The 24,179-nt window shown below is 41.1% G+C and carries 23 protein-coding genes; 10 read left to right on the forward strand and 13 right to left on the reverse strand.

Going from position 1 to position 24,179, the window contains the following annotated elements; genetic code table 11:
* Positions 1-64 precede the first annotated feature (64 nt).
* The 5 genes from FD724_RS12160 to rplU all read right to left on the reverse strand — a co-directional run bounded on the left by FD724_RS12160 (position 65) and on the right by rplU (position 3,325).
* Entirely contained in the window at positions 65-757 is a 693-nt protein-coding gene (locus tag FD724_RS12160; protein WP_179072808.1) for a cytochrome c biogenesis CcdA family protein, read from the reverse strand.
* An 8-nt stretch (positions 758-765) separates the two neighbouring features.
* The gene (locus FD724_RS12165) at positions 766-1,374 is read right to left on the reverse strand and encodes a thioredoxin family protein (RefSeq protein WP_114084253.1); all 609 of its coding nucleotides are present in this window, start codon (positions 1,372-1,374) and stop codon (positions 766-768) included.
* A 111-nt stretch (positions 1,375-1,485) separates the two neighbouring features.
* Entirely contained in the window at positions 1,486-1,890 is a 405-nt protein-coding gene (locus tag FD724_RS12170; RefSeq protein WP_179072809.1) for a hypothetical protein, read from the reverse strand.
* Between the two features lie 693 nt (positions 1,891-2,583).
* A complete protein-coding gene (gene rpmA / locus FD724_RS12175) occupies positions 2,584-2,880 on the reverse strand; it encodes a 50S ribosomal protein L27 (protein WP_114084255.1) in 297 nt (98 codons plus the stop codon).
* A 37-nt stretch (positions 2,881-2,917) separates the two neighbouring features.
* The gene (rplU, locus tag FD724_RS12180) at positions 2,918-3,325 is read right to left on the reverse strand and encodes a 50S ribosomal protein L21 (protein ID WP_114084256.1); all 408 of its coding nucleotides are present in this window, start codon (positions 3,323-3,325) and stop codon (positions 2,918-2,920) included.
* Positions 3,326-3,758: 433 nt separating this feature from the next.
* On the opposite strand from rplU, the gene FD724_RS12185 reads away from it, so the two are divergent.
* Positions 3,759-3,992, forward strand: coding sequence for a Nif11-like leader peptide family natural product precursor (locus FD724_RS12185; RefSeq protein WP_114084257.1), 234 nt, complete (start codon positions 3,759-3,761; stop codon positions 3,990-3,992).
* A gap of 178 nt (positions 3,993-4,170) precedes the next feature.
* A complete protein-coding gene (locus FD724_RS12190) occupies positions 4,171-5,259 on the forward strand; it encodes a DNA polymerase beta superfamily protein (RefSeq protein ID WP_179075489.1) in 1,089 nt (362 codons plus the stop codon).
* A 71-nt stretch (positions 5,260-5,330) separates the two neighbouring features.
* On the opposite strand, the gene FD724_RS12195 is transcribed toward FD724_RS12190, so the two are convergent.
* Both FD724_RS12195 and bchI read right to left on the reverse strand, forming a co-directional pair.
* Positions 5,331-5,627: a hypothetical protein gene (locus tag FD724_RS12195; protein WP_114084259.1), complete on the reverse strand. Its 297-nt coding sequence runs from the start codon at positions 5,625-5,627 to the stop codon at positions 5,331-5,333.
* A gap of 245 nt (positions 5,628-5,872) precedes the next feature.
* Positions 5,873-6,997, reverse strand: a complete 1,125-nt coding sequence (gene bchI, locus FD724_RS12200; protein WP_179072810.1) for a magnesium chelatase ATPase subunit I — start codon at positions 6,995-6,997, stop codon at positions 5,873-5,875.
* A gap of 300 nt (positions 6,998-7,297) precedes the next feature.
* On the opposite strand from bchI, the gene FD724_RS12205 reads away from it, so the two are divergent.
* The 5 genes from FD724_RS12205 to FD724_RS12225 all read left to right on the forward strand — a co-directional run bounded on the left by FD724_RS12205 (position 7,298) and on the right by FD724_RS12225 (position 14,322).
* Positions 7,298-8,053: a HindVP family restriction endonuclease gene (locus FD724_RS12205; protein ID WP_256874537.1), complete on the forward strand. Its 756-nt coding sequence runs from the start codon at positions 7,298-7,300 to the stop codon at positions 8,051-8,053.
* Between the two features lie 187 nt (positions 8,054-8,240).
* Complete coding sequence (locus FD724_RS12210; protein WP_218651535.1) at positions 8,241-9,179, forward strand: DNA cytosine methyltransferase; 939 nt, start codon at positions 8,241-8,243, stop codon at positions 9,177-9,179.
* Between the two features lie 543 nt (positions 9,180-9,722).
* Positions 9,723-10,946, forward strand: a complete 1,224-nt coding sequence (locus FD724_RS12215; RefSeq protein ID WP_256874538.1) for a glycoside hydrolase family 10 protein — start codon at positions 9,723-9,725, stop codon at positions 10,944-10,946.
* A 541-nt stretch (positions 10,947-11,487) separates the two neighbouring features.
* Entirely contained in the window at positions 11,488-14,061 is a 2,574-nt protein-coding gene (locus FD724_RS12220; RefSeq protein ID WP_179072812.1) for a tetratricopeptide repeat protein, read from the forward strand.
* A gap of 99 nt (positions 14,062-14,160) precedes the next feature.
* The gene (locus FD724_RS12225) at positions 14,161-14,322 is read left to right on the forward strand and encodes a hypothetical protein (RefSeq protein ID WP_179071156.1); all 162 of its coding nucleotides are present in this window, start codon (positions 14,161-14,163) and stop codon (positions 14,320-14,322) included.
* Here FD724_RS12225 and FD724_RS12230 read toward each other — a convergent pair.
* Together FD724_RS12230 and FD724_RS12235 are read right to left on the reverse strand one after the other, a co-directional pair.
* A complete protein-coding gene (locus FD724_RS12230) occupies positions 14,316-14,618 on the reverse strand; it encodes a type II toxin-antitoxin system RelE/ParE family toxin (protein ID WP_179072813.1) in 303 nt (100 codons plus the stop codon). The genes FD724_RS12225 and FD724_RS12230 overlap by 7 nt on opposite strands.
* A complete protein-coding gene (locus FD724_RS12235) occupies positions 14,618-14,884 on the reverse strand; it encodes a type II toxin-antitoxin system ParD family antitoxin (RefSeq protein WP_179072814.1) in 267 nt (88 codons plus the stop codon). Before FD724_RS12235 ends, FD724_RS12230 begins: the two co-directional genes overlap by 1 nt.
* 79 nt (positions 14,885-14,963) lie before the next feature.
* On the opposite strand from FD724_RS12235, the gene FD724_RS12240 reads away from it, so the two are divergent.
* Positions 14,964-15,161, forward strand: a complete 198-nt coding sequence (locus FD724_RS12240; protein WP_179072815.1) for a hypothetical protein — start codon at positions 14,964-14,966, stop codon at positions 15,159-15,161.
* Positions 15,162-15,280: 119 nt separating this feature from the next.
* Here FD724_RS12240 and FD724_RS12245 read toward each other — a convergent pair whose 3' ends face one another.
* Positions 15,281-16,018 (reverse strand): Ycf66 family protein, encoded by a 738-nt coding sequence (locus FD724_RS12245; RefSeq protein WP_179072816.1) that lies wholly within the window; start codon positions 16,016-16,018, stop codon positions 15,281-15,283.
* 317 nt (positions 16,019-16,335) lie between these two features.
* Here FD724_RS12245 and gndA point away from each other — a divergent pair, with 317 nt between their 5' ends.
* Positions 16,336-17,766, forward strand: a complete 1,431-nt coding sequence (gndA, locus tag FD724_RS12250; protein WP_179072817.1) for an NADP-dependent phosphogluconate dehydrogenase — start codon at positions 16,336-16,338, stop codon at positions 17,764-17,766.
* Positions 17,767-17,934: 168 nt separating this feature from the next.
* Here gndA and FD724_RS12255 read toward each other — a convergent pair whose 3' ends face one another.
* Positions 17,935-19,062, reverse strand: a complete 1,128-nt coding sequence (locus FD724_RS12255; protein WP_179072818.1) for a serine/threonine-protein kinase — start codon at positions 19,060-19,062, stop codon at positions 17,935-17,937.
* A 179-nt stretch (positions 19,063-19,241) separates the two neighbouring features.
* Positions 19,242-20,333 carry a calcium/proton exchanger gene (gene cax, locus FD724_RS12260; RefSeq protein ID WP_179072819.1) on the reverse strand — a complete coding sequence of 364 codons (1,092 nt, stop codon included), beginning with the start codon at positions 20,331-20,333 and terminating at the stop codon, positions 19,242-19,244.
* 527 nt (positions 20,334-20,860) lie between these two features.
* Here cax and FD724_RS12265 point away from each other — a divergent pair.
* Positions 20,861-23,578 (forward strand): DUF3536 domain-containing protein, encoded by a 2,718-nt coding sequence (locus FD724_RS12265; protein WP_179072820.1) that lies wholly within the window; start codon positions 20,861-20,863, stop codon positions 23,576-23,578.
* Positions 23,579-23,931: 353 nt separating this feature from the next.
* On the opposite strand, the gene FD724_RS12270 is transcribed toward FD724_RS12265, so the two are convergent.
* On the reverse strand, positions 23,932-24,177 hold the full coding sequence (locus FD724_RS12270; protein WP_179072821.1) for an HNH endonuclease: 246 nt from the start codon (positions 24,175-24,177) through the stop codon (positions 23,932-23,934).
* Between the last annotated feature and the right edge of the window lie 2 nt (positions 24,178-24,179).

Here is a 24,179-nt window from a genome sequence, read left to right on the forward strand (position 1 = left end):
CCAGCCAGACTTTTGGATTGGGTCTTCTAATCCAAAATCTAAAATTGGCACGCTTATGGCTGTCTCATAGAGGTTGAGTAGGAAAAAACGGAGCCAGCCAAAGTTGTATCTGGACATCCCAACCGAGAAGAATAGCAATTGCTGTTGTTGCGATCGCTACGCCACCTACGCGCTGTAAAACTGTACTATGGGCGCGGAGATTGAGGATTCGTTGGCTGAATACTCGTCCACCGTAAGCGATCGCTAATAAAGGTAAACCTGCTCCGATTCCATAAACAACCAGTAGCCAAAATGCACCTGCGACTTGATGATTAACTGCCGCTAGGACTAAAATTCCTCCCAAAACCGGCCCAGCACAGGGAGTCCACAAAAGCCCTAACTGAGTTCCTAGCCAAAACTCACCCATAAGTCCAATTCGTGGAGGTTTTTTAGCCAAATTGCCGACTGGAATATAAGTAAATATTCGGTAACTCCAGGTGGGGAAAATTGCAATTAATCCCAAAAATAAAAGAAGTGCGATCGCGCCACTCCGTAATAAATTAGCCAAACCTGTAAACCAGACTGATGTTACACCGAGTAAGCTACCTGCCAGCGCAAAACCAGCGATTAATCCCCCTACCAGTGCGACTGGGCCGTAAGTATGCGATTGGAGCGAGCGCCCTAATAGCACAGGCAAAATCGGTAAAACACAGGGTGAAAGGACATTCAAAACTCCCCCCAATAAAGCCAGACTAATTGATAAAGTAGAAGTCGTCATAATTGCTTCTACCCCAATAGCTGGCGGATAGTTTGCTCTATTTTTTCGTATGCCCCTTCACCAATATGGTCATATTGTAGTAAACCCTGGCGATCGGCTATAAATATATGGGGCCAATACTGATTTTCGTAAGCATTCCAAGTTTTATACTCGTTATCAACTGGAACCGGATAAGTAATTTGATGTTGTCGTAACGCCTTTTTTATATTGTTCGGATCTCGCTCAAAAGCAAACTCTGGTGTGTGGATACCAATCACCTTGAGTCCCTGCGACTCATACTGTTTATGCCATCTAGTGATGTAAGGCAGGGTACGCTGGCAGTTAATACAAGCAAAAGTCCAAAACTGGATCAGAATAACACTGCCTTTGAGGTCAGCGATCGACAAAGGAGTAGAATTAAGCCACTGACTGATACCCTGAAACTCTGGTAAATTATTACCTGCTGGAGTTTTCACTGTAATGGTTTCTGAGTCTTGCGTCTTGTTACTTTTTGCAGGAGATATAGAAGGGGCATTCACTTTTCTGAAGTTGGAGAATGTTGTAGCTGCACCGATTCCGACAACCCCTAACCCAAGATAAAAAAGTAACTGACGGCGGCGGAGCAGGTTGTGATTCATCAGAATTTCTCCTGTTGAGGTCAAAGCGCCAAAGTATAGGATTAGCTCAAGATCGTCTTGGTAAGCAGCCCCTAATGTTAGTAAAAGAAAAGTGAGATGCAAAGGCTGTGGCTAAGGCTTGGTGGAAGCCGGAGATTGCTTCATAGCATCGCCAGCTTTGTCTTTACCCATTGCATCTTTACCCATTGCATCGCCAGCTTTATCCTTACTCATTGCATCTTTCATTGCACCGCCAGCTTTATCCTTACTCATTGCATCTTTCATTGCACCGCCAGCTTTATCCTTACTCATTGCATCTTTACCCATTGCATCGCCAGCTTTATCCTTACTCATTGCATCTTTGCCCATTGCACCGCCAGCTTTATCCTTACTCATTGCATCGCCAGCTTTATCTTTACTCATTGCAGGAGAGGCTTCAGGGGAAATTTGATTGTTGCTTGCAGGACTGCTAGAGCAAGCAGTGAGACTGGTCGTTAAGCTTAAACCAGCAATTAAACAAAGTATTTTCCAGTTCATAGTCTTCTTTCGTCCTTTGGATAGTTCTTTTTGTATTGATTGACTCAGAGAAAATTAAGCTCCGAGAAGATTCATAAACGCTATTGAGATAAAGAAGATGCCTTCTTGTAGAGGATTTAATCAGACACTTGTTACTGATGTTTGATTTATCCCGAACATCTAAAGTATCTCTATAATGGCTGAGAGCTTATTGAAACTAAGCCATAATTTTCATAAATTTATCCCTTGAGAAAATTTAGTTAATTCTCAGCATTTTCTCAGGTATTCATGGTAACTCAAAGCCAGAATCTAATTTAGGTATTATTTCAGCAAAATCTCATAGTGAAGAATGTAGAGATTTTGCACTGCTACGTCTATATAAGGGTTCTGGGTAACGCACGTTTAATTTCTGGAGATGTTTAATCCTAAGAGTTTAAGAACAAACCTATTTCTGGCTGGCTATCCTGAACTTTGGAACATACAAACACATTGGTGCCTAAGCCTTGATATGCGATGCCTACAGCAGCAAGTTACACAATCCAATTTTCTTGAGTAATATTTTGTTAGTGAAGAATATCTGCGCTTTGATAATCCTGATACTAATTTATGGGCAACAGAGGAAAAAAGCGACTTTTATAATATTTATTGCAAATCTGACCATTATGCCAGCGCTAACTAGCAATTAGGGTGGGCACTATTACCCACCCTAAAACTCTAACTTGCTACTGCTTCAGCAGGGGCTGTTTCAACAGCAGTTATAGGTAAATAAACACTAACTTTTTTACGGGTTTTGCCCTTTCTCTCAAACATTACAACACCGTCGATTAAGGCGAACAGAGTGTCATCGCTACCAATACCGACGTTGTTACCAGGGTGAAATTTGGTACCGCGCTGACGCACGAGAATGTTTCCTGCACGCACAACTTGACCGCCATAACGCTTCACACCCAGACGTTGGGCGTTAGAATCACGACCGTTGCGTGTACTACCCGTTCCTTTCTTATGAGCCATGATTTCCTCTTATGGTATCTGTATCTACTTCTTTTTATTATTCAGCAGCGGTTTCAACTTCTTCGGCAGGAGTCTCATCTAAAATGGGGGTTTCCTTCTCCGCTTCTCCTTGGGCAACAAATACTTCACCGTTAAGGGTGATGGAGTCAATCATAAGTCTGGTAATTTCCTGACGATGCCCCCGTTTTTTGCGGGTTTTCTTTTTCGGCTTCATCTTGTATACCAAGACTTTACGACCTCTGTAATGTCGCATTACAGTCCCTTCTACAGTTGCACCTGTCACTAGTGGCTGTCCAATACTGACTGCGCCATCGTGCTGCACGAGTAATACGGAGTCTATTGTAACTTTTTCATCTGGTTCGGTAGGAAGCAGTTCAATGTCATAAAACCGCCCTGGCTCTACTCGTATTTGTTTGCCGCCAGTTTCAATAATCGCGTAAGTCATGGAATTGTCCTTGAGGTTGCCGTACAGGTAGCTGGTTTTTATCTCATGTAGAGAGGTTTTTGCCAACTTTTGTAATATGTCTACCTGATCCGAGCAGGAATTAGACAGACAATCTAATATAGTATTTTATCCACAGGTGTTAAGTCAAGCTTCCATTTGCCAAAATCCGTGATGGCGATCGCTTACCCAAAAATCAGAATTGATGCTTTTTATTTAAAAACTGCTTCTATCTTAGGAATGATTTTTATAAACTAGTAGAAATATTTTAGACTCAAACTTATAGTTTCTTGTCAAAATTCACACATTTATCTTATTTGTTTTAAAATTAAACTTACAAACGCTTAATCTAATAGTTCTTTACAGAATTTAGTGAACCAAAAAAATTAAATTCATACATTCAAACCTGATATTTAAAACAGGAGATGGATTTGTCATGACACAGCAAAATGCTACCCGACTTTTTCAAGCCGTAAAAAAAGATCAAGCATTGCAGCAAAAGCTTAAAGCAACAGCTGATCCACAAGCTTTCATCAAGATTGCTAAAGAGCGTGGTTATGACTTCACAACTGATGAACTGGAAAATGAAATCAACAAGTTATCAGAAGAAGATTTAGCCGCCATTGTCAATCCAGGATGGGGAACTAGACGGCACCTTAATCCTAGATAATTTCTATTCTAGGAAACTGAAAGTATAGGAAAAACTGAATTGACAAGTTTTGTTCCTAAAGGGGATACCGTTGCATTATCTCCTTTAGGGGCATTTCTGTGAAATTAAGCAAATCTGCTTCCCATCTCCCCACCTGCCTAACTCGTGAGTTAGGATGGCTATATTTTCATCAGGTGATATGGAAAGAATAGAAGTTGAGCAAAGAACTATTTTAATTGGTTTGGCAGGTAGCCACGGCTATGGTTTAAATCGTCCTGATTCAGACTTTGATTATCGGGGAGTATTTATCGCGCCCAAAAGGTACTACTTGGGATTTGATCGTATAGAACAAAAAGATACTGGTTGGGATGAACCAGGAATATTTTCATTTCTGGATGGTAACAAAGACACAGTTATATATGAATTAAGAAAAATCCTCCTGTTATTAGCCAGCGCGAATCCCAATGTTTTAGAATTGCTCTGGTTAAATAACTATCCTTTTGTAAGCGCAGTCGGACAGCATTTAATTAATCATAAGCAGCTATTTTTGAGTAAGAAGGTAAAACATACTTACACTGGTTATGCCTTTGCTCAAATCAAAAAGATGGAAACTCATCGTAAATGGTTGTTAAAGCCACCACAAAAAAAGCCAATACCATCTGACTTCGCCATAGAAGACGAAGCCCCCCTCAGCAAAGATGAGCTAAATGCTTTTCTGGAGTATCTTTATAACTTAATCAGAGGACGAATTGAGTTTTTGGAAGAAGCGGAACAGTTATACAAATTGCTGACGGCAGATATTGATTTTAAAGGAGTGTTAAAACAATATACTTTACCCGATGAAAATTTAGAATATACTCAAAATTTAACCAATAGCCGTAAAGATTTTATCCGCCTGCTTCAGAAAAGCCAAAATTATCAAATAGCTTTAAGAGAATGGAAGGCTTATTTATCTTGGCAGGAAAATAGAAATCCGGCTAGAGCAGAAATGGAAAGAAAGTCGGGTTTTGACCTCAAACATGGGATGCACTGCATTAGATTATTACGCAGTGGAGTAGAAATATTGCGTCAAGGTGAAGTGATTGTAGATAGAAGAATAGCTGGTGATGTTGAAGATTTAAGAGCTATTTTGAAGGGTGAGTATTCTTATGAGCAAGTGATGAAAATGGCAGAAGATTTAGTCGCTGAAATGGAGGTTGTCTACGAACAATCTACCCTCCCTCATAAACCTGATTTAGAGGAAATTAATAAGTTGTGTATGGAATTGGTAGAAATGCTGAATTGGTGATTGGGTATTAGGGATTGGGCATTGTTAATTAAGTTTCTTCCCATTCCCCATTCCCTATTCCCCATTCCCGATTAAATACTGTACATTAAATCAGCAAACCCATAGAGGCTGATGATCAGCAATAACGATGCTGTTAGTTGGGTAATTCGCGCCTGGGGTGAGGGCGCGATCGCTTCCCGCACTAAAATAGAAATAGATGCCCCAACTACTAGGCTCAAGCCTAAGATTAAATAGGGTATGTCCGGTAAAATACTGGCTATTGCCAGCATAGCGATCGCTAATAAAAGCATCAATAATTCTACAAACCTGGGTGGGTTGTATTGGCTAGATAAAACAAAGCTGTTGAACCAAAAAGACCAAAATCTCATAGTAAGTGTTGAATATTATTAGCGGTAACGGGGACTTTACCTGGATTTCTCACAAGTGAGAAATCCAAGGGGTGTGGGAGGATGGGGAAGAAGTCTTACCCCCCACACTCCCCACACTCCTCTTCTCCCTCTGCCTACACTATCCGTGAGAAATCCGGGTTTAGCCCGTGCTGAGTTAAGAGTTGTTAGTTATGAAGCAGCTTTCCATTCAAAACTTTTAACTCCTAACTCCTCACTCGTAATTTTTAACTTCTAGCCCCTAACTTTTGACCTGTGCCGTTTTTTTGTGCAGTATCAGTTTCTGGTAATTCTACGCCAAAGACGCGGCTAAAAACTTTGGCGACTTTGTAGCCAGAATCAATCGATTCTAGGGGGTCTTTCCGCAGTCGGTGACGCAAGCATAGCGTAATCACACGGCAGATATCATCAACTGTAACTTCAGTGCGTCCTTCATAAGCTGTTAAGGCTTTCGCGGCGCGGTTACTAACAATGTCACCCCGCAAACCATCTACATCCAATTCAGAACAGACTTCAGAAATTTTTACCCGCAGTTCATAGTCAAGTTTCACTTGTGGCAAAAGCTGTTGAGCATTGACAATTTGCTCTTGCAATGCTTCTTGCTGTGCTTTGCAGCTTTCGAGAAATACTAGAGGATTTTGGTCAAAATCCGCCCGTTGTTCTACGATTTGCACCCGCAAGGCTGGTTCTTTTACCGTGTGAATTTCTGCGTGCATCCCAAAGCGATCGAGCAGTTGCGGGCGTAGTTCGCCTTCTTCAGGGTTTCCAGAACCCACAAGAACAAAACGCGCTGGGTGACGGATTGAAATACCTTCCCGTTCTACAGTGTTCCATCCACTCGCGGCGGAATCTAGCAGCACATCTACGAGGTGGTCATCTAGTAAGTTGACTTCATCCACATAGAGAATGCCCCGGTTAGCCTTTGCCAGCAGTCCTGGTTCAAAGGCTTTGACACCTTCAGATAAAGCTTTCTCAATGTCGATTGTGCCACAAACTCGGTCTTCTGTAGCTCCTAGCGGCAGGTCTACCATTTGGACTTTTTTATGAGTTACAGGAATTTCTGCCCCTTGTTCTAAGAGTTGGCGGACTTCATCGCTCATCAAGTCGGGGTCGCTAGGATCGCTACTGAAAGGGTCATTGGCAACCACAGAAATTTCTGGCAGCAGATCCGCCAGCGCCCGGATAGTTGTGGATTTACCGGTACCGCGATCGCCCATGATCATTACACCACCAATTTTGGGGTCAATCACGTTCAATAGGAGCGCCAGTTTCATTTCTTCCTGGCCCACAATTGCCGTAAAAGGAAATACCACGCGACGCGCACTTGCCGTGGATTGAGCAGTTGAACTCACTAAATTACCTTAACAATATTTTTCTTATTACAGTTCTCTATTGTTACACAGTTGGGGTGTGGAAGATGTTAGTAATTTTAGAAGCATTATTCAATACATTGTTTTAAGTATATACACCAAAAGGATAATTTTTGATGAGAGACACATAATATATCCATAATAGTGTTGCAGCAAAATCACTGATTGCGGAAGATACTATTTAAATGAGTATCTAAAAAAGAAACTAATGAATCAAAATACAGTACAACCTGGTCTTTTTGGATTAACTAAATCTAACAGAGATTTCTCTCAGGTCAATAGTTGGGGAAAAATCAATTTAATAATTCTTTTCCTGCTTCATTGGCTTGCTATATGCACAGTCAAGGGCTAAAGCTAGTCTATTTAACTCTTGATAAAAACCTAAAAATTAAACATGGGAAAATTGATGTAACCGATATTTTTGGTATTACACCACTATCTCCTAACTTATTTTTTGCATTTGAAAGCGATTATCTTCCTTATAGAAAACTAGTTATAGGAAGATTGCCACGAGTAGACTTGGTTACATTAAATACTTTTAATTATGACGTTTGCTTGCGTGGCATAGAAATTAAATTAACAGCATTACCAGATAATTCAACTTGTCGACTACCCGATCATAAATATGGTTGTGAAATTGTTACTCGTCCAGATACTATAGTTTATTTAACATTAAGTATTGCTGAAAAATTTAAAGATTCTAGAGAACAAATACTTAAATATCTTGATCCTGTTTGTAGTGAAATTACTGATTGGATTAGTATTAGTAATATGCTTCCTTATATTTCAAGATTGACAGAGAGTCTAGATAATTTACTTTACGATCATATAGAAATGCAATCTCCATTAGTAATGCAGCCAGTATGGAAAACTGTTGGTAAAACATCAAAGTTATACCAACACTGTTTAGATATATTCATTTGGAGCGATTTTGGTTTTACTAGGTTATTTTTTGATGTTACAAAAAAATTACCAATTGGGACAGAGAGTATGAAGTATCTCTTGCCAAGCGTTTTCCAATATCTTGCTGCTCTTTAACCTGCCCGCTTTTTATCCACCACAGCATAATAAGCTTTTCTTTCTGGGTTCCTAAATTCGCTGTTTGTAAACGTTTTTTAAGTTCTTCTTCGCTCTCTGCGATTTCAATCTTAAAAGGGCGGCTCATGGTTCTTTTAATTTATCGAGTTTGTTTCCTCTATTATATGCAGCTTCATATTAAATTGGTATTAGAGTTTTAGACCTTTTTGCTGGTTGTGGAGGTTTATCTTTAGGCTTTCAAAATGCTGGTTTTAATATTGTAGCAGCATTTGATAATTGGAAACCAGCTATAGATGTTTATCAAAAAAACTTTAGCCATGAGATTTTTGATTACGATCTTAATAATTTAAGGAGAAACTATCAAATTTTTAGAGAAATATGCCCTGAAATTATTATTGGCGGCCCACCGTGCCAAGATTTCTCTAGCGCCGGTAAACGTGATGAAAATTTAGGAAGAGGAGATTTAAGTATTGTATTTTCTGAGATAGTTACAAGTGTTCTTCCTCAGTGGTTTTTAATAGAGAACGTAGACCTATTTCGTAAAAGTAATAAATATAAAGAGATTAAACAAATATTTAAAGATACTGGATATGGTTTAAGTGAAATAATTTTGGATGCTAGTTTGTGCGGTGTCCCTCAAAAGCGAAAAAGATTTTTCTGCTTTGGAGAGTTAAAAGGAAAAGACGAAAGTCTAGAACCTTACCTGAAAAAAAGGTTGGCAGCCAAGCCAATGACCATTAGAGATTATCTGGGAAATAAATTAGAAATTCAATATTACTACAGACATCCAAGAAGTTACCAAAGAAGAGGAATTTTTAGTATTGATGAACCTAGCCCAACAGTAAGAGGAGTTAATCGTCCTATTCCTAAAACCTATAAAAAGCACCCTAAAGATCCAGTAAACGTTACAGAAAAGTTGCGTCCATTGACTACAATTGAAAGAAGCTATTTGCAGACTTTTCCTGAAACATTCATTTTTGAAGGAACAAAAACAGACCTTGAGCAGATGATAGGTAATGCTGTCCCAGTTAAGCTTGCAGAGCATGTAGCTCAAGGTATCCTTGAATATATTAAAGATAATTTAAATCATTCTATAAGAGTTACAGAAAAAAGTTATCTTTCCTAATTTAGTTCAAATAAATAATGAAATTTGAGATTAAATTTAGTAGTTTAAGTCTCCCAAATTATTTTTACTTGAATCGTTAGCTTAACTCCTATTTCTAAAAGTTTCCATTAACTTATTAGGGGAAGTTTATACATCAGTGATTATCATTTCTATAGAATATCTGTGATTTTATATTTTGGAAGTCCCGAAGAGAGATGGAATATAACCAATACTTCTCTATGAGAGTCTGCACCAAATGCAACATCTCACAGCGAGCTTGCGATGCCTCAAACTTGCCAGAGAGAACAGTTGAACTGATCGGTACAAGTGTTCTATTGCCCATTTCAATCTCTATTGGGCACAAATGCTTACTAGCTGCGTCAACTATCTTAATATTGTCTGCTTTAGTTTTTCTGGTGCAAAAGTTCCATAAGCAGGGAACAAACAACTACCAACTCATCAATCCTGTACTAAGCATAAATACTTGTAGACTATATGGTTAGTAGATTCAATCGTAAAAGCGAGCAATGGCGTGTGTGGGTAGCTAATGCACCATTCAAATTTATGAAATCACCTTTTATTATTCAAAGTTGGCGGCGACTACTTAAGTATCTTTTTCCGATTCTCATTTTAATATCCTTTTTTACGGTATTACTGGTAGATAGTTTTACTCCCGCGATCACCGAAGGTGGGCGCTTCAGCGCCATCGCACAGATACCCCGTCAAGAAATTCGCGGGGTTTGGATGACCACCAATGATTTTGACACCCTCAAGGATCGTGCCAAAGTCCAGGATGCGGTAAGTCAATTACGACGGCTGAACTTCAACACAATCTATCCTGTAGTGTGGAATTCTGGCTATGTGATGTATCCTAGTGCGATCGCACAACGTGCAGGTATTCAACCTTTTGTCTATAAAGGTTCAGAAGGACATGATATTCTTGCCGACCTGATTAACCAAGCCCATCGCAAAGGATTGTTAGTGATTCCCTGGTTTGAATTTGGTTTCATGGCTCCCCCAACATCAGAACTAGCACTGAATTATCCTGATTGGTTCACACAAAAGCGGGATGGTAGCCAAACTTCTATCAGTGCGGCTGGTGAGGTGATGTGGCTGAATCCGTTCCTTCCGCAAGTACAACAGTTCATCACTAATCTTGTGCTGGAAACTGTCACTCAATATGATGCCGATGGCATTCAGTTTGACGATCACATGAGTTTGCCTCACGAATTTGGCTACGACCAATATACAGTTGCTTTGTACACCAAAGAAACCAAGAATGCTCCCCCAAAGAATTCCCAAGATGCGGCATGGGTAAAGTGGCGGGCAGATAAAATTACGGCGTTCATGGTACAACTTAACCAAGCTGTGAAACAGAGAAAACCCCAGGCAATTTTCTCTGTTTCTCCTAATTACTATGATTTTGCTTATAAGTTTCACCTGCAAGACTGGCTGAGTTGGATACGGCAAAATATTGTAGACGAATTAATTGTGCAAGTTTATCGTCCGAATCTGCAAAGTTTTGTGGCTAATATTTCTCGCTCAGAAATTCAAGAAGCCCAAAAAATAATTCCAACTGGAATTGGTATTATGACTGGGTTACGAAATAATCCAGTTCCTATGCAGCAAATTAAGTCTCAAGTGCGGGCTGCCCAAGAACGCGGTCTAGGCGTAACTTTCTTTTATTATGAAAGTCTTTGGAACGATGCTCTAGAACCCTTAAATGAGCGACAAGTTGGATTTGGAAGTCTCTTTCCATCTCCTGCACTCCGCGCCAGAGTTGAATAACTTTTCTGTTGAATTTGAGTTGGGCGAAGTTAATAAAATTTACTTTTAGGATTTACGCAAAGGTAGTATTTTCGTCATTGCAAGCGTTGACGTAGCCTCTCGCAGAGAACCAAAGTAATCTCGTCAAGACTGGGATTGCTTTACTAGGCTACGTTTCGCTAGCAAGTTTTATGGCTAATGGTGCGTGTAGCCGCTTTACAGTTTATCATCAGACATCGCCAGTTGCCCTCAAAGGCTCAGATTTAGCATTAAAAATTACAATGGTTCAATCTAATTTTTATAGAATTCCTTGAAATAAGGAATTTAAGATGTTGAATTTAAGTAAGAGTCGCTAAAATCTATACATCTGACCAAGTATTTCCACTGCCAGATGACAACTCCAATACCTTATTACATCTCTCGCAAACAGGCTCAGGACTTTCTAGCTTAATTTGCCAAAGCACTGGTATCTCCAGAATCAACCCCACTGCTGCTTAAGGTTTATGGGTTTGGGGGAGTTGGTAAAACTACCCTCATCAAAAAACTGAAAGAGACGCACCAATTGCAAGCTGACTTTGCAGAGGTTTCCTTTGGGCTTACAGCAGGTATTGAAACGCCACTGAAGCTAATGGAAAAGCTTTATGAGCTATTACCAAAACCTACCGGACTCTGGCGAAGGGATTTATTACCTAAACCTGACCCTTTTACATCACTTTATGAGCAGTATCAGGAAACTGTTTACAAGCTGAAAACTGAACCTGTACAAGGTAAATCAGTTGATACAGAGCAACAAAATACAGTTAAGGATTGGTTTGAACTAGGAACAGCCACACTGCTAGCTACAGGTGCAGGCTATTTGGGAGATCATGGAACAGCATTGAGTTTAGGTTTGGATGCTACGGTCAAGGCTGGGGGAATGTTATCAGATGCATCACAGGCACTCAAACCGACAAAAGAGCGTATACAAGAACTCCTACAACAGCATCCAGCAACGAAGAACGACAAAGAGCTTCAGGAGTTGATGCTGGAACCAATACCCAAGTTGACTCATGCATTTGCTCAAGGGTTGATCCAAAAAACTCAAAAACACAAGAAGCAATCAATTGTGCTGATTCTAGATACCTATGAAAAAGCACCGTCAGATATTGACACTTGGCTGTGGCAGTATTTGTTAGAAGATACACCTCTTAAGTCTTATGGTGTACGTATTTTGGTGGCAGGACGACGTTCTTTATTAGAAAAAGAAAGTTGGCGTAAGTTGCAACAGGATCGGGATGTAATCTATGAACAACGCCTAGATGAATTCAACAAAGAACAAACTAAGGAATATCTTCAGCATATTGGCTTTACTAAATCTGGAGATATTCAGAAAATATATAAAGCTACTCAAGGCTTACCCTACTATCTCAACTGGATTAGACGAGAGAAGGAAGCAGGTAGAGATATTGACGACTTTTCCCGTGGTAATAAAGCAATTACTGATCTGCTACTGCAAGGACTAAATGCAAATCAAAAACATATAGTACAATTAGCCGCTTGTTGTCGTTGGTTTGATCGATCGTTGATTCAGTACTTGATGCAAAAGCAAGGAATAGACTTTGAAATTGGTGTTCATGCAAGTATAGACTGTTTTGATTGGCTAACAAAGTGCGATTTTGTTGAGTTTGTTCAAAGTCAATATCGGTTGGATGATGTGGCTCGTAATGTTTTTCGCGTGTCATTTTGTAATGAAGACAGAACGCGATTTCGTGAAACCCATGAACTGCTAGCCACATATTTTGAGCAACAAGCAAACCAAGAAGTTGCTCCAGATACCCCTGAACCAGAAAAATACGATAACTCTGACTGGTGTCAATATACGGCTGAATTTCTCTATCACGCTCTCTTTGCAAGAAGAGATGAGGGTCAGCGTCAATTTATTTCCAATTTCTTTGCTTCTCGTTATCTTAATCAACTTGAAGTCGTAATGATTCCTTTTGCCGCAGTTATCGCAGAAGCAGCAGTAGAGAATTATCGCCTCTTGCCCGATTCAACTAATAAGTTTCTGAAAAGCATAAAATTGGGCTTTTTCTTTAGTTGGGTGATGTTAGCAGAAAATCCAGCTAAATATGAAATTAACTACGAGAATCTTATTGGCCCCTCCAAAGAAGAAATAGAGGCAGCATTACGACCTTGTTTTACTCAAGTTGACTTTTTGGAAGATGGACTGGGTAAATATGCTGGACTGTTGTACAAATCCCTACGTAGTCAACCAAATCAGCAAGTTGATTTGCTACAGAAGACCATAGAGCAGGCTGAAAAAATTGCAAATGATACTTATCCTAGTCATCCTGAATTCAGCAGTAGTCTATTTTTAAATTTAGGTGTTCAGCAGGATAATCTAGATCGTTATGAAGAAGCGCTTATGAGTTATAACAGAGCCTTAATAATTCAAGATGATAATCCCATAATTTATTTCTGCCAGGGCAATGTCTTGGGAAAATTAGGTCGTTATGAAGAGGCGCTCAATAACTACGATAAAGCCTTGCAAATTAAAGATGACTATGGCGAAGCTTGGAAGAACCGAGGCTCATTACTGGCAGGATTAGAGCGTTATCAAGAAGCACTTGCTAGTTTCAATAAAGCTTTAGCAATTAAAGATGATAACCTAAATGTCTTGAGAAACATAACTGTTATACTGATGAGGTTACATTCTTATAAAGAGGTAATTATTATCTGTGATCAAGTCTTAAAGATTAAACCTGATGCTCCTGAGATTTTGAGCAACAAGGGTTTGAGCTTGAGTTTGTTGGGGCGTTATGATGAAGCATTAGCTAACCTCAATGAAGCTATAAAACTTCAACCAGGACATCCACTTTGGTGGGCTAACCAGGGCATTATATTAGCTCGTGCAGGGCGTTACCAAGATTCACTTGTTAGTTGCGAGAAAGCTTTAGAAATACAAGCTAATGATGAGAGTGGCTATTATGGCAAAGCTTGCTATTTCTCCTTACAAAATGATGTTGATTTAGCCATTGAGAACCTACAACAAGCAATTAATATCAATCCCTCTCGATGCCGTATAGAAGCAAAAATAAATCCTGATTTTGATAGCATTCGGGATGATGCAAGATTTCAACTATTGCTGCAACGTTAAATGAGCAGGTGACGCTAAAGAGCAAGCGACTCAAAATAAAAAAGATCCTGTAGTAATGTAGCACAGCTAAAATTTATGGAGTAACTCAAAATAAACTTTATGACCTTAACCCTTAACTTGCCACCAGAATTAGAAGAGTATCTTGCAAAACAAGCTAAACAGCAAGGGCTTTCTGTTGAAACATATACTTTGCAGATTTTACAAGAATATATTTTGCCAAAAGAGAAACAGTCTAAATTGGACAACTCAAAAATCTATTGATCGTCCACATCTGTAAATATAGATTTTAAATCCCGATAACCGCTAATTACCCGCACAATCACAACACTATCTTCAAAAACTCGATAAAAAATAATGTAGCTATCTAAGGGTATTCCTCTAAGGCTTGGATCAAAATTGGCGTAGCTTCGTCCTATATTCGGGAATTGAGCTATGTTTTGGCACTTCTTATTAAATCCTTGAATAAATCTTTCCCCTGCGTTGATATTGCGAACTAGAAAATAATCCAAAATTTCATCTAAATCTTGGCTTGCTTCTTTGGCAATAAAATATTCCATTATCCTTGAGTCTCACGCGCTTTGCGTAATTTTTCAGACAGTCGCGCCATCACCACTTCACTATCTATTACGTCTCTACGTTCGATAGAAGCAAGCCCAACAGCTATTTTTTTCTGGGTTTCTTCTTCCCATTCCTGATAACCCTTCTCCCATTCTTCCAGCAGTTTCAATGCTTTAGCAATAACATCTTCAGCATTTTCATATCTACCTGTAGCAATTCTGGTTTGTATAAATTGCTCGTATTCCGTCTTAAGTTGGATGTTCATAATTGTTATTCCTAGTTAGCTAAGAGCCTTCCCTAAACTATGCTCTAAAATCTATCTAAATTCATTAAAGCCTTAACTTATGCTTCTTACCGAACTCATACCGTTAGTTAAAGAATTATCCCACACTGATAAACTCTTACTAATGCATTTATTGGCAACCGAATTATTAAAGGAATCAAGTTTAGTCCCATTGGATGCTCAGGACAAAATAACAAGTCTTGGCTTACATGATTCTTTTGAAGCTGCTGCTGTTTTAGCGAAGGCATTAGTAGAATAAAAAGCGGCAACACATGGTTGATAAAGTTACATTCGCATTTACTGAGGTAAACCCAGAACTCGCTGATGGAAATAGTGAAACCCAACATTATATTAGGTTAACGCTGGGTTTCACAGAATTCAACCAGGTTGATTAGGCGGTATTTCTTCAGGTGGCGTTTCTGCTGGGGGAGCCAGTACCGCATCCGGCGCAATTTCTTCTACGGGAATCGGTTGCTTCTCCTCAATTTCTAAATCTGGTTGCGCTGCTTCTACCAATTCAGGAGATGGGGGATGTGGTGGAATCGCTTCCGGTACAATCTCAGTTTTTGCTTCGGTGTCAGTAGTAACTATCTCCTCTACTGGTGGTTCTGGTATGGCAGTAGTTTTGTCGATAATCTCAACAGTAGGTTTCTCTGATAGTACAGAGGTAATGTCTTCTGGTTTGGGGGTTGTGGGTGTCTTTTTACTCACTGTCTGTTGCACTTTATCTTTCGCGCCACTGAAGGTGCTACCCAGACCTTTTTGCAACTGGCCCAGCCGTTCTTGAAGGGACAATTTATTTACCTGTTCCTGAATTCCAGCTTTCACCGTCTCAGGACTAGGTACTTGCGTTTGTTGTGCCTGGGGCGTCAATTGGCGACGTAATGATAGAGTTTGCCAGCCAAACCAGACCAAAAGAGCCACACTAGCCACATGACCCAGCAACAAACCTCCAGTAATGCGTGGTGCAAACACCCATAAGACTAAAGCATAGAATAGTCCTACGCCACTCCAGATAAAGTCATTCTTGCGGTGGATTTCTGGAAAAAAGAAAGCTGCTATGTAAATGGCTAAACTACCAATACCGACCACCAAAGCTAGGACAAATGCCAGCATTATTTGGTTACTCCTTTGACTAGGGATTCGGGACTAGGGATCGGGTATTGGGTATTAGGTATTAGGAAGAAAAAGTAATTTAGTGAATTAAATTCCTTCCTAGTCCCTAGTCCCCAGTCCCCAGTCCCTCAACTAACAATTTTGCAAATTTTGTCAGTCAATTGTTGATTTAGATACAATTTAAAATTAATTAGCCGTGTTAGTTGTGGATTTTTGCCCTTTATTCAACTCTTAAGGTCTTCTTTAGGGGAGAACGGAAAATATCGGACTACCCTTAAAGTAAAAGGATCTGCAAGAGAGTTAGCCAGAAATTTTTTATGACACTACAAAGCTTTGGTGTGATTGGATTAGCCGTTATGGGTGAGAACATCGCTCTAAACGTAGAGCGCAATGGCTTCCCAATTGCAGTTTACAACCGCTCCCGAGAAAAAACGGATGCGTTTATGGCGCAGCGTGCTACAGGACGGAACGTCAAAGCCGCCTTTACCTTAGAAGAATTCGTTGCCTTATTGGAACGTCCCCGCAAAATTCTCGTAATGGTGCAAGCTGGTAAGCCAGTGGATGCGGTGATTGCTCAACTCAAACCCTTGTTAGACGAAGGCGATATCATTATCGACGGTGGCAACTCTTGGTTTGAAGATACAGAACGCCGCACTCAGGAATTAGAACCCGCAGGGCTTCGGTATCTTGGTATGGGTGTCAGTGGCGGTGAAGAAGGGGCACTAAATGGCCCATCTCTGATGCCTGGAGGTACAACAAGCTCTTATGAGTTTCTATCACCAATTTTCAACAAAATTGCTGCCCAAGTCGATGATGGTCCTTGTGTAACCTACATTGGCCCTGGTGGTTCTGGCCACTATGTCAAGATGGTACATAACGGCATCGAGTATGGCGATATGCAGCTAATTGCTGAAGCCTACGACTTGCTGAAAAATGTCGCTGGATTAAACCCCAGTCAGCTACATGATGTGTTTGCTGAATGGAATACCACCGATGAACTCGATTCATTTTTGATTGAGATTACGAAGAATATCTTCCCATATATTGACCCAGAAACAAATAAACCCCTGGTGGATTTGATTGTTGACGCAGCCGGTCAAAAGGGAACTGGACGCTGGACTGTGCAAACTGCATTGGAATTGGGAGTTGCTATTCCCACAATTACAGCAGCAGTTAATGCCCGGATTATATCTTCGATTAAAGATGAGCGGGTTGCAGCATCTAAAGTCCTCACAGGCCCCAGTGGCAAGTATGACGGGCAAACCAAGGACTTTATCAACAAAGTACGCGATGCTCTCTATTGCTCAAAAATCTGTTCTTATGCTCAAGGGATGGCGTTGCTATCCACAGCTTCAAAAACATATAACTGGAATTTGGATCTGGGCGAAATGGCGCGGATTTGGAAAGGTGGTTGTATTATTCGCGCTCGCTTTTTGAATAAGATTAAGAAGGCTTTTAGCGAAAATCCAGCTTTGCCTAACTTGCTGTTAGCTCCCGAATTTAAGCAGACAATTCTCGACAGACAGACTGCTTGGCGGGAAGTGATTGCGACAGCCGCAACAGTAGGAATTCCAGTACCCGCATTTAGCGCCTCCTTGGATTATTTTGACAGCTATCGCCGCGATCGCTTGCCTCAAAATCTAACTCAAGCACAACGCGACTACTTTGGCGCACATACCTACCTGCGTCTTGATAAGCCCGGAAGTTTCCATACTGAATGGGTTCCTATTGCTGAAGCTGGTAAGTAAGCTTTTGCACATCTGTATCAGAATATTGTGAAAGGTTAGTCAGTTTCAAAATACAGATTTAGTAGTGGCTCTGAGTTTCAGAGCCACTTTTTTTAAGGAACCGCAGAGGCGCAAAGAACGCAGAGGAAGAGATAAAGATAATAGCAATTCTCCACTATTTATTGATTTTTAAGGATTATTATTGCCAAGATATTTGGCTTTTAATTCTTCTAATTCTTGATCTATTTCGTTTTTACTCGTCGGCTGAGATGTGGAAATTGGTGGTTGTATTTTATTTGGTTGAGGTTTGTTGCCACCCAAAAATTGAGTTTTCATTTCCTCTAATTCTAGATCGATTTGACTAGGAGAGGGCGATACAAAAGCGGGTGGTGATTGAGGGATAGGCTTTGGCTTTATCGCTGGTGTGGCTGCTATTTGCGAATGTTGATTTAAGTCCTTAAGAACTTCATCTACTGTTTGATAACGCCGAACGGGAATGCTTTCTAGCATTTTGTTGAGAATGTGACTCAAATGATTACTAACAGGAGTTTTTAAGTATTTCTGCCAAACCCAAGTATCGTTGTTAGTATCATAAGAATCGAATGGCGATCGCTGGGTTAATAAATTAATACAGGTAGCACCCAAGCTGTAAATATCGCTGGCAAAAACAGCCCTACCTCTCATTTGCTCAGGGGCAACATATTCTGGACTACCAATACTTGTACCAGTTTGATTTAAGGCAGCGCCAGTGGCAGATTTAGCCGCCCCAAAATCTACTAATACTAGTTTGCGATCGCCGCCACGTAAAATAATATTTTCTGGCTTAATATCACGGTGAATTACGTGTCTAGCATGACAAAATTGTAAAACTGACAATAAATCATTTAATAGTTGCCGGATTTGCGTTTCATTGAAAGCACCCCTATGTGCCAATTCCTGGGCTAAGTTGCGCCCGTCAATAAATTCTTGTACAAGATACTGGCGGTCTTCTTGGGTAAAATATGCCAGGAGTTCGGGAATTTGGGGATGTTTACCCAGTTCATCTAACTGCACCGCTTCTTGGTTAAATAACTCTACAGCTTTTGCAAGAGTGTTAGTGCCTTGGGATTGGGGATAAAATTGCTTAATTACACAGCGTGGTTTTGATGGTTTATCTTCATCCACAGCTAAGAAGGTTCTGCCAAAACCACCTTGTCCGATTGGTTTGATAGCACGGTAACGTTCTTTAAGGAGTAACTTAGAACCGCAAGTCCGGCAAAACTTGACATCATGAGGATTTTCAGGCTTGGGACAATGGGGATTAAGGCAGTAGCTCATACAGGCGATCGCTCTTATATGTTCTTATTTTCCCCTGTCCCAGGCAAAAGGGTGTAATTAACAGATTTTGGATTTGTGTCATGCAGAAGAGGGAAAACCGGGTGGAGGAATGATGAACCAAAAGAATCTAAAATCATCAAGAGCAATGGCTACGACGGCTACGCCTACCCATCGCTAAACTACCCCATACCTTCCATAACTGGATGGAAGTAGAAGGCGAATCCCAATACTGTATAAGCAGCTAATAACAAAGTGCCTTCGAGCCAATTGGATTTACCATCAGAACTTATACTGTTTGCAATCAACACTGAAACAACCACAGCTACTAATTCAAAGGGTTTAAAATCTAAATCCATTGGTTTACCCAATATCCGCCCAGCTATTACCAACACGGGCGCGACAAATAGGGCAATCTGCATACTCGATCCCACAGCTACCGAAAGGGAAAGATCCATCTTATCTTTCATCGCCACGGTGACTGCTGTGGCGTGTTCAGCCGCGTTACCGACGATGGGAACCAAAATTACCCCTGTAAACAGTGCCGTCAAACCTAGCTGAGATGTGGCCACTTCCAGAGAATCTACTAGCATTTCTGACTCAAGTGCCACTAGCAAGGTACATACTAGCAGCACGCCAACCCACAACATCATATTTGGTTTAACATGAGGGGTTTCCTCTGCTTCTGTCTCCGCTACACCCACGTCATATAAATAGGAGTGGGTTTTCATTGAAAATAGCAGCGTTAGCGCATAAACCAGGATTAATACTACAGCAACAGCAATAGAAAGATTTTGCAGTGTTTCTTCATTAATTCCTTGAGAGGTATAATTCATCGCCGTTGGCATCAAAATGGCAATCACTGCCAAATTCATCGAAGCAGCATTCACCCGCGCCACAATTGGCTGAAACGTCTGTTCTTTGTAGCGCAGTCCTCCCAAAAGCATAGAAAAACCCATTACCAGTAGTAAGTTGCTGATAATCGATCCCGTGATACTGGCTTTAACTACATCTATTAACCCGGCGTTCAGCGCTACTAGGGCGATGATTAGTTCTGTTGCATTACCAAAGGTGGCGTTTAACAAGCCCCCCAATGACGGTCCCACTACGACAGCAATTTCTTCTGTGGCTGTACCCATCCAAGCTGCTAAGGGCAAAATCGCTAATCCAGCCGTAATGAAAACTATCAATTCTCCCCACTCCAGAAAGTGGGCTGCTACAGAAACTGGGATAAACAGTAATAAAACGAAAAGGATAATGTTTTTGGTTGACATTTGTTGTTTTGGGTTGAGGGTATCATTCACAGCTAGCAATCCTAAATTTTAAATTTGGAGTGTTGAATTAAAAATTACTTTCACTCATCACTCCGATATGGTACTCTCAACCACCTGTAGACCAATTCAGAAATTGTACTGTTTTCAGTTCACTACAGCGTATGTAAAATAAGATTGCGATTTAAGGAGTTTTTGTAATCTTTCGTTGCAAAAGTATGAATTGGAGCCAACATATTACATCAACAATGGGGTTTAATATATTAAAAGACAATTAAAATTTTAATTGGCGCTGCTAACGAGGAAACCCCTAACTGAGTTTTTGTTCAATGGCTAATTACATTTGAGCCTTCAGGGAAAGGGCTGTGCGATAACGCAGATTTCCCACTACAATGAGAAAGATTTGTCAAAAATTTGGTTGGATTCCATAGTTGTTGTTTATACCGGATTTTGTGTTTAAACCATTGGAGAAAGGTTTATGCACAATGTTTTCGGTGCAACTGCAAGTTTTTTGTTTTGGATAAATATACATGACTTCTGCTGCTGAAATGCCAGCTAGCTCTGGCTCAACGTTAACATTACATTCAGATCCCAATAACACCAAAGAAACCGATCCCCTGAGAAAGGCTAATGGTGTTTATGTGACGGTGCATGGTCATTTTTACCAGCCACCGAGGGAAAACCCTTATCTGGACGCAATTGAACGCCAACCGAGCGCTGCACCTTTCCATGACTGGAATGAGCGGATTCATTGGGAATGCTATCGTCCAAACGCCTTTGCCAGAGTCTTAAATGACCAAGGTGAAGTGGTGGGGATCGTCAATAATTATGAGTATTTTAGTTTTAATATCGGGCCGACGCTGATGTCGTGGCTAGAACGCTACGATGTGGAAGTTTATCAGCGAATTTTAGAGGCGGATGCCAAGAGTAGCCAACGCTTGCATGGTCATGGCAATGCGATCGCGCAAGTATACAATCACATCATCATGCCTCTGGCGAATGAACGCGACAAATATACTCAAATTCGCTGGGGTAAAGAAGACTTCCGCTCTCGCTTTGGACGTGATCCCGAAGGGATGTGGCTAGCAGAAACTGCTGTAGACTACGCAACCTTAGAAGCTCTTGTTGCTGAGGGTATTCGCTTCATTATCCTTGCACCGTCTCAAGCCCTGCGTTGCCGTCCCCTCCCTACTCCAGAGCATCCCCATCCGGAATGGATCGAAGTCGGCGGTAGTCAGATTGATTCTACCCGTCCCTATCGTTGTTATTTACAGCCCACACTTGACACTTCATCTTCACCTCTGAGTGCGATCGCCACTAGCCCTAAAGAGAGTAGTAGAGAAGAATTACCCTACATTGATATCTTCTTCTACGATGGCCCGATATCGCGGGACATGGGTTTTAGTGATGTGGTTTATAACTCCAGTCACTTTGCCGGACGTATCGGTTCGGCGGTGCGTGGGGATCATCGTCCAGCACAGCTGATTTCGGTGGCGACAGATGGGGAAACCTTTGGACATCACAAGAAGGGAACAGAGAAAACTTTAGCCTATGCCTTTACTAAAGAGTTTCCTCAACAAGGTTGGACAGTAACGAACTTCGCCCATTACCTGAGCTTAAATTCTCCCGGTTGGGAAGTGGAATTAAAGTCAGTCACAGCCTGGAGTTGCGCCCACGGTGTCGGCAGATGGGAAGATGACTGTGGTTGCGGTGGTGAAGGTGGTGTTTGGCATCAGAAATGGCGTCGCCCCCTACGGGATGCCCTCAATTGGCTGCGGGATCAACTAACTGAGGTTTATGAGGAACATGGTAGGCAGTTATTTCGCGATCCCTGGCAAACACGGGATGAATATATCCAAGTAATGCGCGATCGCTCTGCTGGCAATGTCAACCGTTTCTTAGCCCGTCATCAAACCCACAAACTAACAGCAGCCGAACAAGTAGATGCTTTGCGTCTGTTAGAAATGCAGCGTCATGCTTTGTTGATGTTCACTAGTTGCGGTTGGTTTTTTGAAGAAATTTCCCGTCCAGAGGGGACACAAATTCTGCGCTACGCCGCCCGTGCTTTGGAATTGGCAGGGGAAGTGGCTGGTGTACAGTTAGAAAAAGGCTTTGTCAAACGTCTTGGTTTAGCCCCCAGTAATGTCGATGAATTCAAACACGGTGCGGAAATTTATCGGCAACTCGTGTTAACTGCCCAACTTGGCTTTAAGCAAGTAGCATCCCATTACGCCATTACTTCCCTATTTACCAATCAGAAACCAGCACAGACGCACAATTCTTTGCCTAGAAAAGATGTTGCTGACAAACAATCTCAGCGTTACCACAAAAAAGTTTATTGCTATGCTGCCAATGAGCTAGATTACCAACTGCAACGGATGGGATCGCTAACTCTGGCTGTAGGAAATTTAAAGCTGGTATCAGAGATTACTTGGGAAAGTGAGCATTTGGTATTTGCGGTTCTGCATTTGGGAGGCTGGGATTTCCACTGCTGCATTCAACAATTTACCGGGCGGCGTGACTACAGCCAATTAAAAGAAAAGCTGTTTGGGGCACTAAAACAAGCTAGTGCAGCTCATACTATTTTGGCGATGACACAGCTATTTGGCGAAGAAGCTTTCAGCTTACAAAATCTATTTGCTGAAGAACGCCACCGGATTATGCGGCTGCTTAGTCAGGAAACACTGACACGCTTAGGACAGTTGTATACCCAAGCCTACCGTGATAATTATGGGGTGCTGATGGCGTTTCATCGAGATGAAATCGCAGTACCGCAAGAATTGCAAGTGGCGGCAGATATTGCTTTAGGGCATCGCTGTCTGATGACATTGCGATCGCTTGAGCAAGATATCGCTGATCCCCAAAAAAGTTGGAGTCACATCTTAGAATTGGAAGCGATCGCAACTGAAGCAAAACATCTGCGTTGTCGGCTGAATATTCCTGACGGTAAGCAGATGTTAGAACAGTTAATTGCGCGATCGCTTTGGCAATTATTGCACGATGCCAATGGTAGTTTTAATGCAGATATCCAACTATTGGAGCGGTTGATTGATGTCGGGGATCAACTAAATATTGATGTTTCCCTACAGCGATCGCAGGAACTATACTTTAGTTGTCTGCACAGTCAAATAGCGCCGGTGTGTATTACTAGCGTTGGGAATGAAGGAGATAATCAGTGTCTTCAGTTGCTCAAGTTAGGCAAGAAGTTAGCCGTTGATGTTAGTGCGATCTCCAATCAGTTGGGATAAATGTAGGGACGCACGGTAAAAATCTCACACAGAGAGAAGGGGAAAATTTTCCCCTTCTCTTTTTAATTTTCTTTACTTAGCCTGGGAGCGATCGCAATGGTAGGGATAAAGCCACTCACACCTGAAGAGTCCAAATGTATGTTTCTCAAAAAAGGTTCCTGCATGGCGGCTACGTGATATGTTGATCCCAGCTTTAGTTTTAACCTCATATAGCCAGGGAAAGGCTATTACTAAAACAGTCATGAAGGTGAAGAGGTAAAGAATTGTAGTTTTAATATTGGGGAATCTTCGGGAATTGCTATTGTGATTTTGAGGCATAGAAATAAGAAACGAATAGCCCACACAATTCTAGCCTAATGCTGAAAATATCGCCGGAAGCGGGGGTCAATATTATCTGTTTTCTTCTGATTGCAGGTAAGACAGAGAGTTTGTAAATTGCTGATATCATTTTGACCACCACGGGCTAGGGGAATAATATGGTCAATGGTGAGGTGAGTTTCTGTAGTAGTTTTACCGCAGCTTTGGCATTGATATTTGTCACGTTCAAAAACATATTTCTTGACTTCCGGCGGGATACGAATACGGGGAGTTTTGCTCATAT

This window comes from Nostoc sp. C057 (assembly GCF_013393925.1).
Classification (GTDB): Bacteria; Cyanobacteriota; Cyanobacteriia; order Cyanobacteriales; family Nostocaceae; genus Nostoc; species Nostoc muscorum_A.

Bases quoted from the DNA above. Each gene is read 5' to 3' on its own strand.
- FD724_RS12190 (WP_179075489.1), top strand. From the start codon at position 4,171: ATGGAAAGAATAGAAGTTGAGCAAAGAACTATTTTAATTGGTTTGGCA.
- rpmA (WP_114084255.1), bottom strand. From the start codon at position 2,880: ATGGCTCATAAGAAAGGAACGGGTAGTACACGCAACGGTCGTGATTCT.
- FD724_RS12240 (WP_179072815.1), top strand. From the start codon at position 14,964: ATGCTTCTTACCGAACTCATACCGTTAGTTAAAGAATTATCCCACACT.
- FD724_RS12185 (WP_114084257.1), top strand. From the start codon at position 3,759: ATGACACAGCAAAATGCTACCCGACTTTTTCAAGCCGTAAAAAAAGAT.
- FD724_RS12235 (WP_179072814.1), bottom strand. From the start codon at position 14,884: ATGAACATCCAACTTAAGACGGAATACGAGCAATTTATACAAACCAGA.
- FD724_RS12265 (WP_179072820.1), top strand. From the start codon at position 20,861: ATGACTTCTGCTGCTGAAATGCCAGCTAGCTCTGGCTCAACGTTAACA.
- FD724_RS12230 (WP_179072813.1), bottom strand. From the start codon at position 14,618: ATGGAATATTTTATTGCCAAAGAAGCAAGCCAAGATTTAGATGAAATT.
- FD724_RS12255 (WP_179072818.1), bottom strand. From the start codon at position 19,062: ATGAGCTACTGCCTTAATCCCCATTGTCCCAAGCCTGAAAATCCTCAT.
- gndA (WP_179072817.1), top strand. From the start codon at position 16,336: ATGACACTACAAAGCTTTGGTGTGATTGGATTAGCCGTTATGGGTGAG.
- FD724_RS12195 (WP_114084259.1), bottom strand. From the start codon at position 5,627: ATGAGATTTTGGTCTTTTTGGTTCAACAGCTTTGTTTTATCTAGCCAA.
- cax (WP_179072819.1), bottom strand. From the start codon at position 20,333: ATGTCAACCAAAAACATTATCCTTTTCGTTTTATTACTGTTTATCCCA.
- FD724_RS12245 (WP_179072816.1), bottom strand. From the start codon at position 16,018: ATGCTGGCATTTGTCCTAGCTTTGGTGGTCGGTATTGGTAGTTTAGCC.
- FD724_RS12160 (WP_179072808.1), bottom strand. From the start codon at position 757: ATGACGACTTCTACTTTATCAATTAGTCTGGCTTTATTGGGGGGAGTT.
- FD724_RS12270 (WP_179072821.1), bottom strand. From the start codon at position 24,177: ATGAGCAAAACTCCCCGTATTCGTATCCCGCCGGAAGTCAAGAAATAT.
- FD724_RS12165 (WP_114084253.1), bottom strand. From the start codon at position 1,374: ATGAATCACAACCTGCTCCGCCGCCGTCAGTTACTTTTTTATCTTGGG.
- FD724_RS12170 (WP_179072809.1), bottom strand. From the start codon at position 1,890: ATGAACTGGAAAATACTTTGTTTAATTGCTGGTTTAAGCTTAACGACC.
- FD724_RS12215 (WP_256874538.1), top strand. From the start codon at position 9,723: ATGAAATCACCTTTTATTATTCAAAGTTGGCGGCGACTACTTAAGTAT.
- rplU (WP_114084256.1), bottom strand. From the start codon at position 3,325: ATGACTTACGCGATTATTGAAACTGGCGGCAAACAAATACGAGTAGAG.
- FD724_RS12225 (WP_179071156.1), top strand. From the start codon at position 14,161: ATGACCTTAACCCTTAACTTGCCACCAGAATTAGAAGAGTATCTTGCA.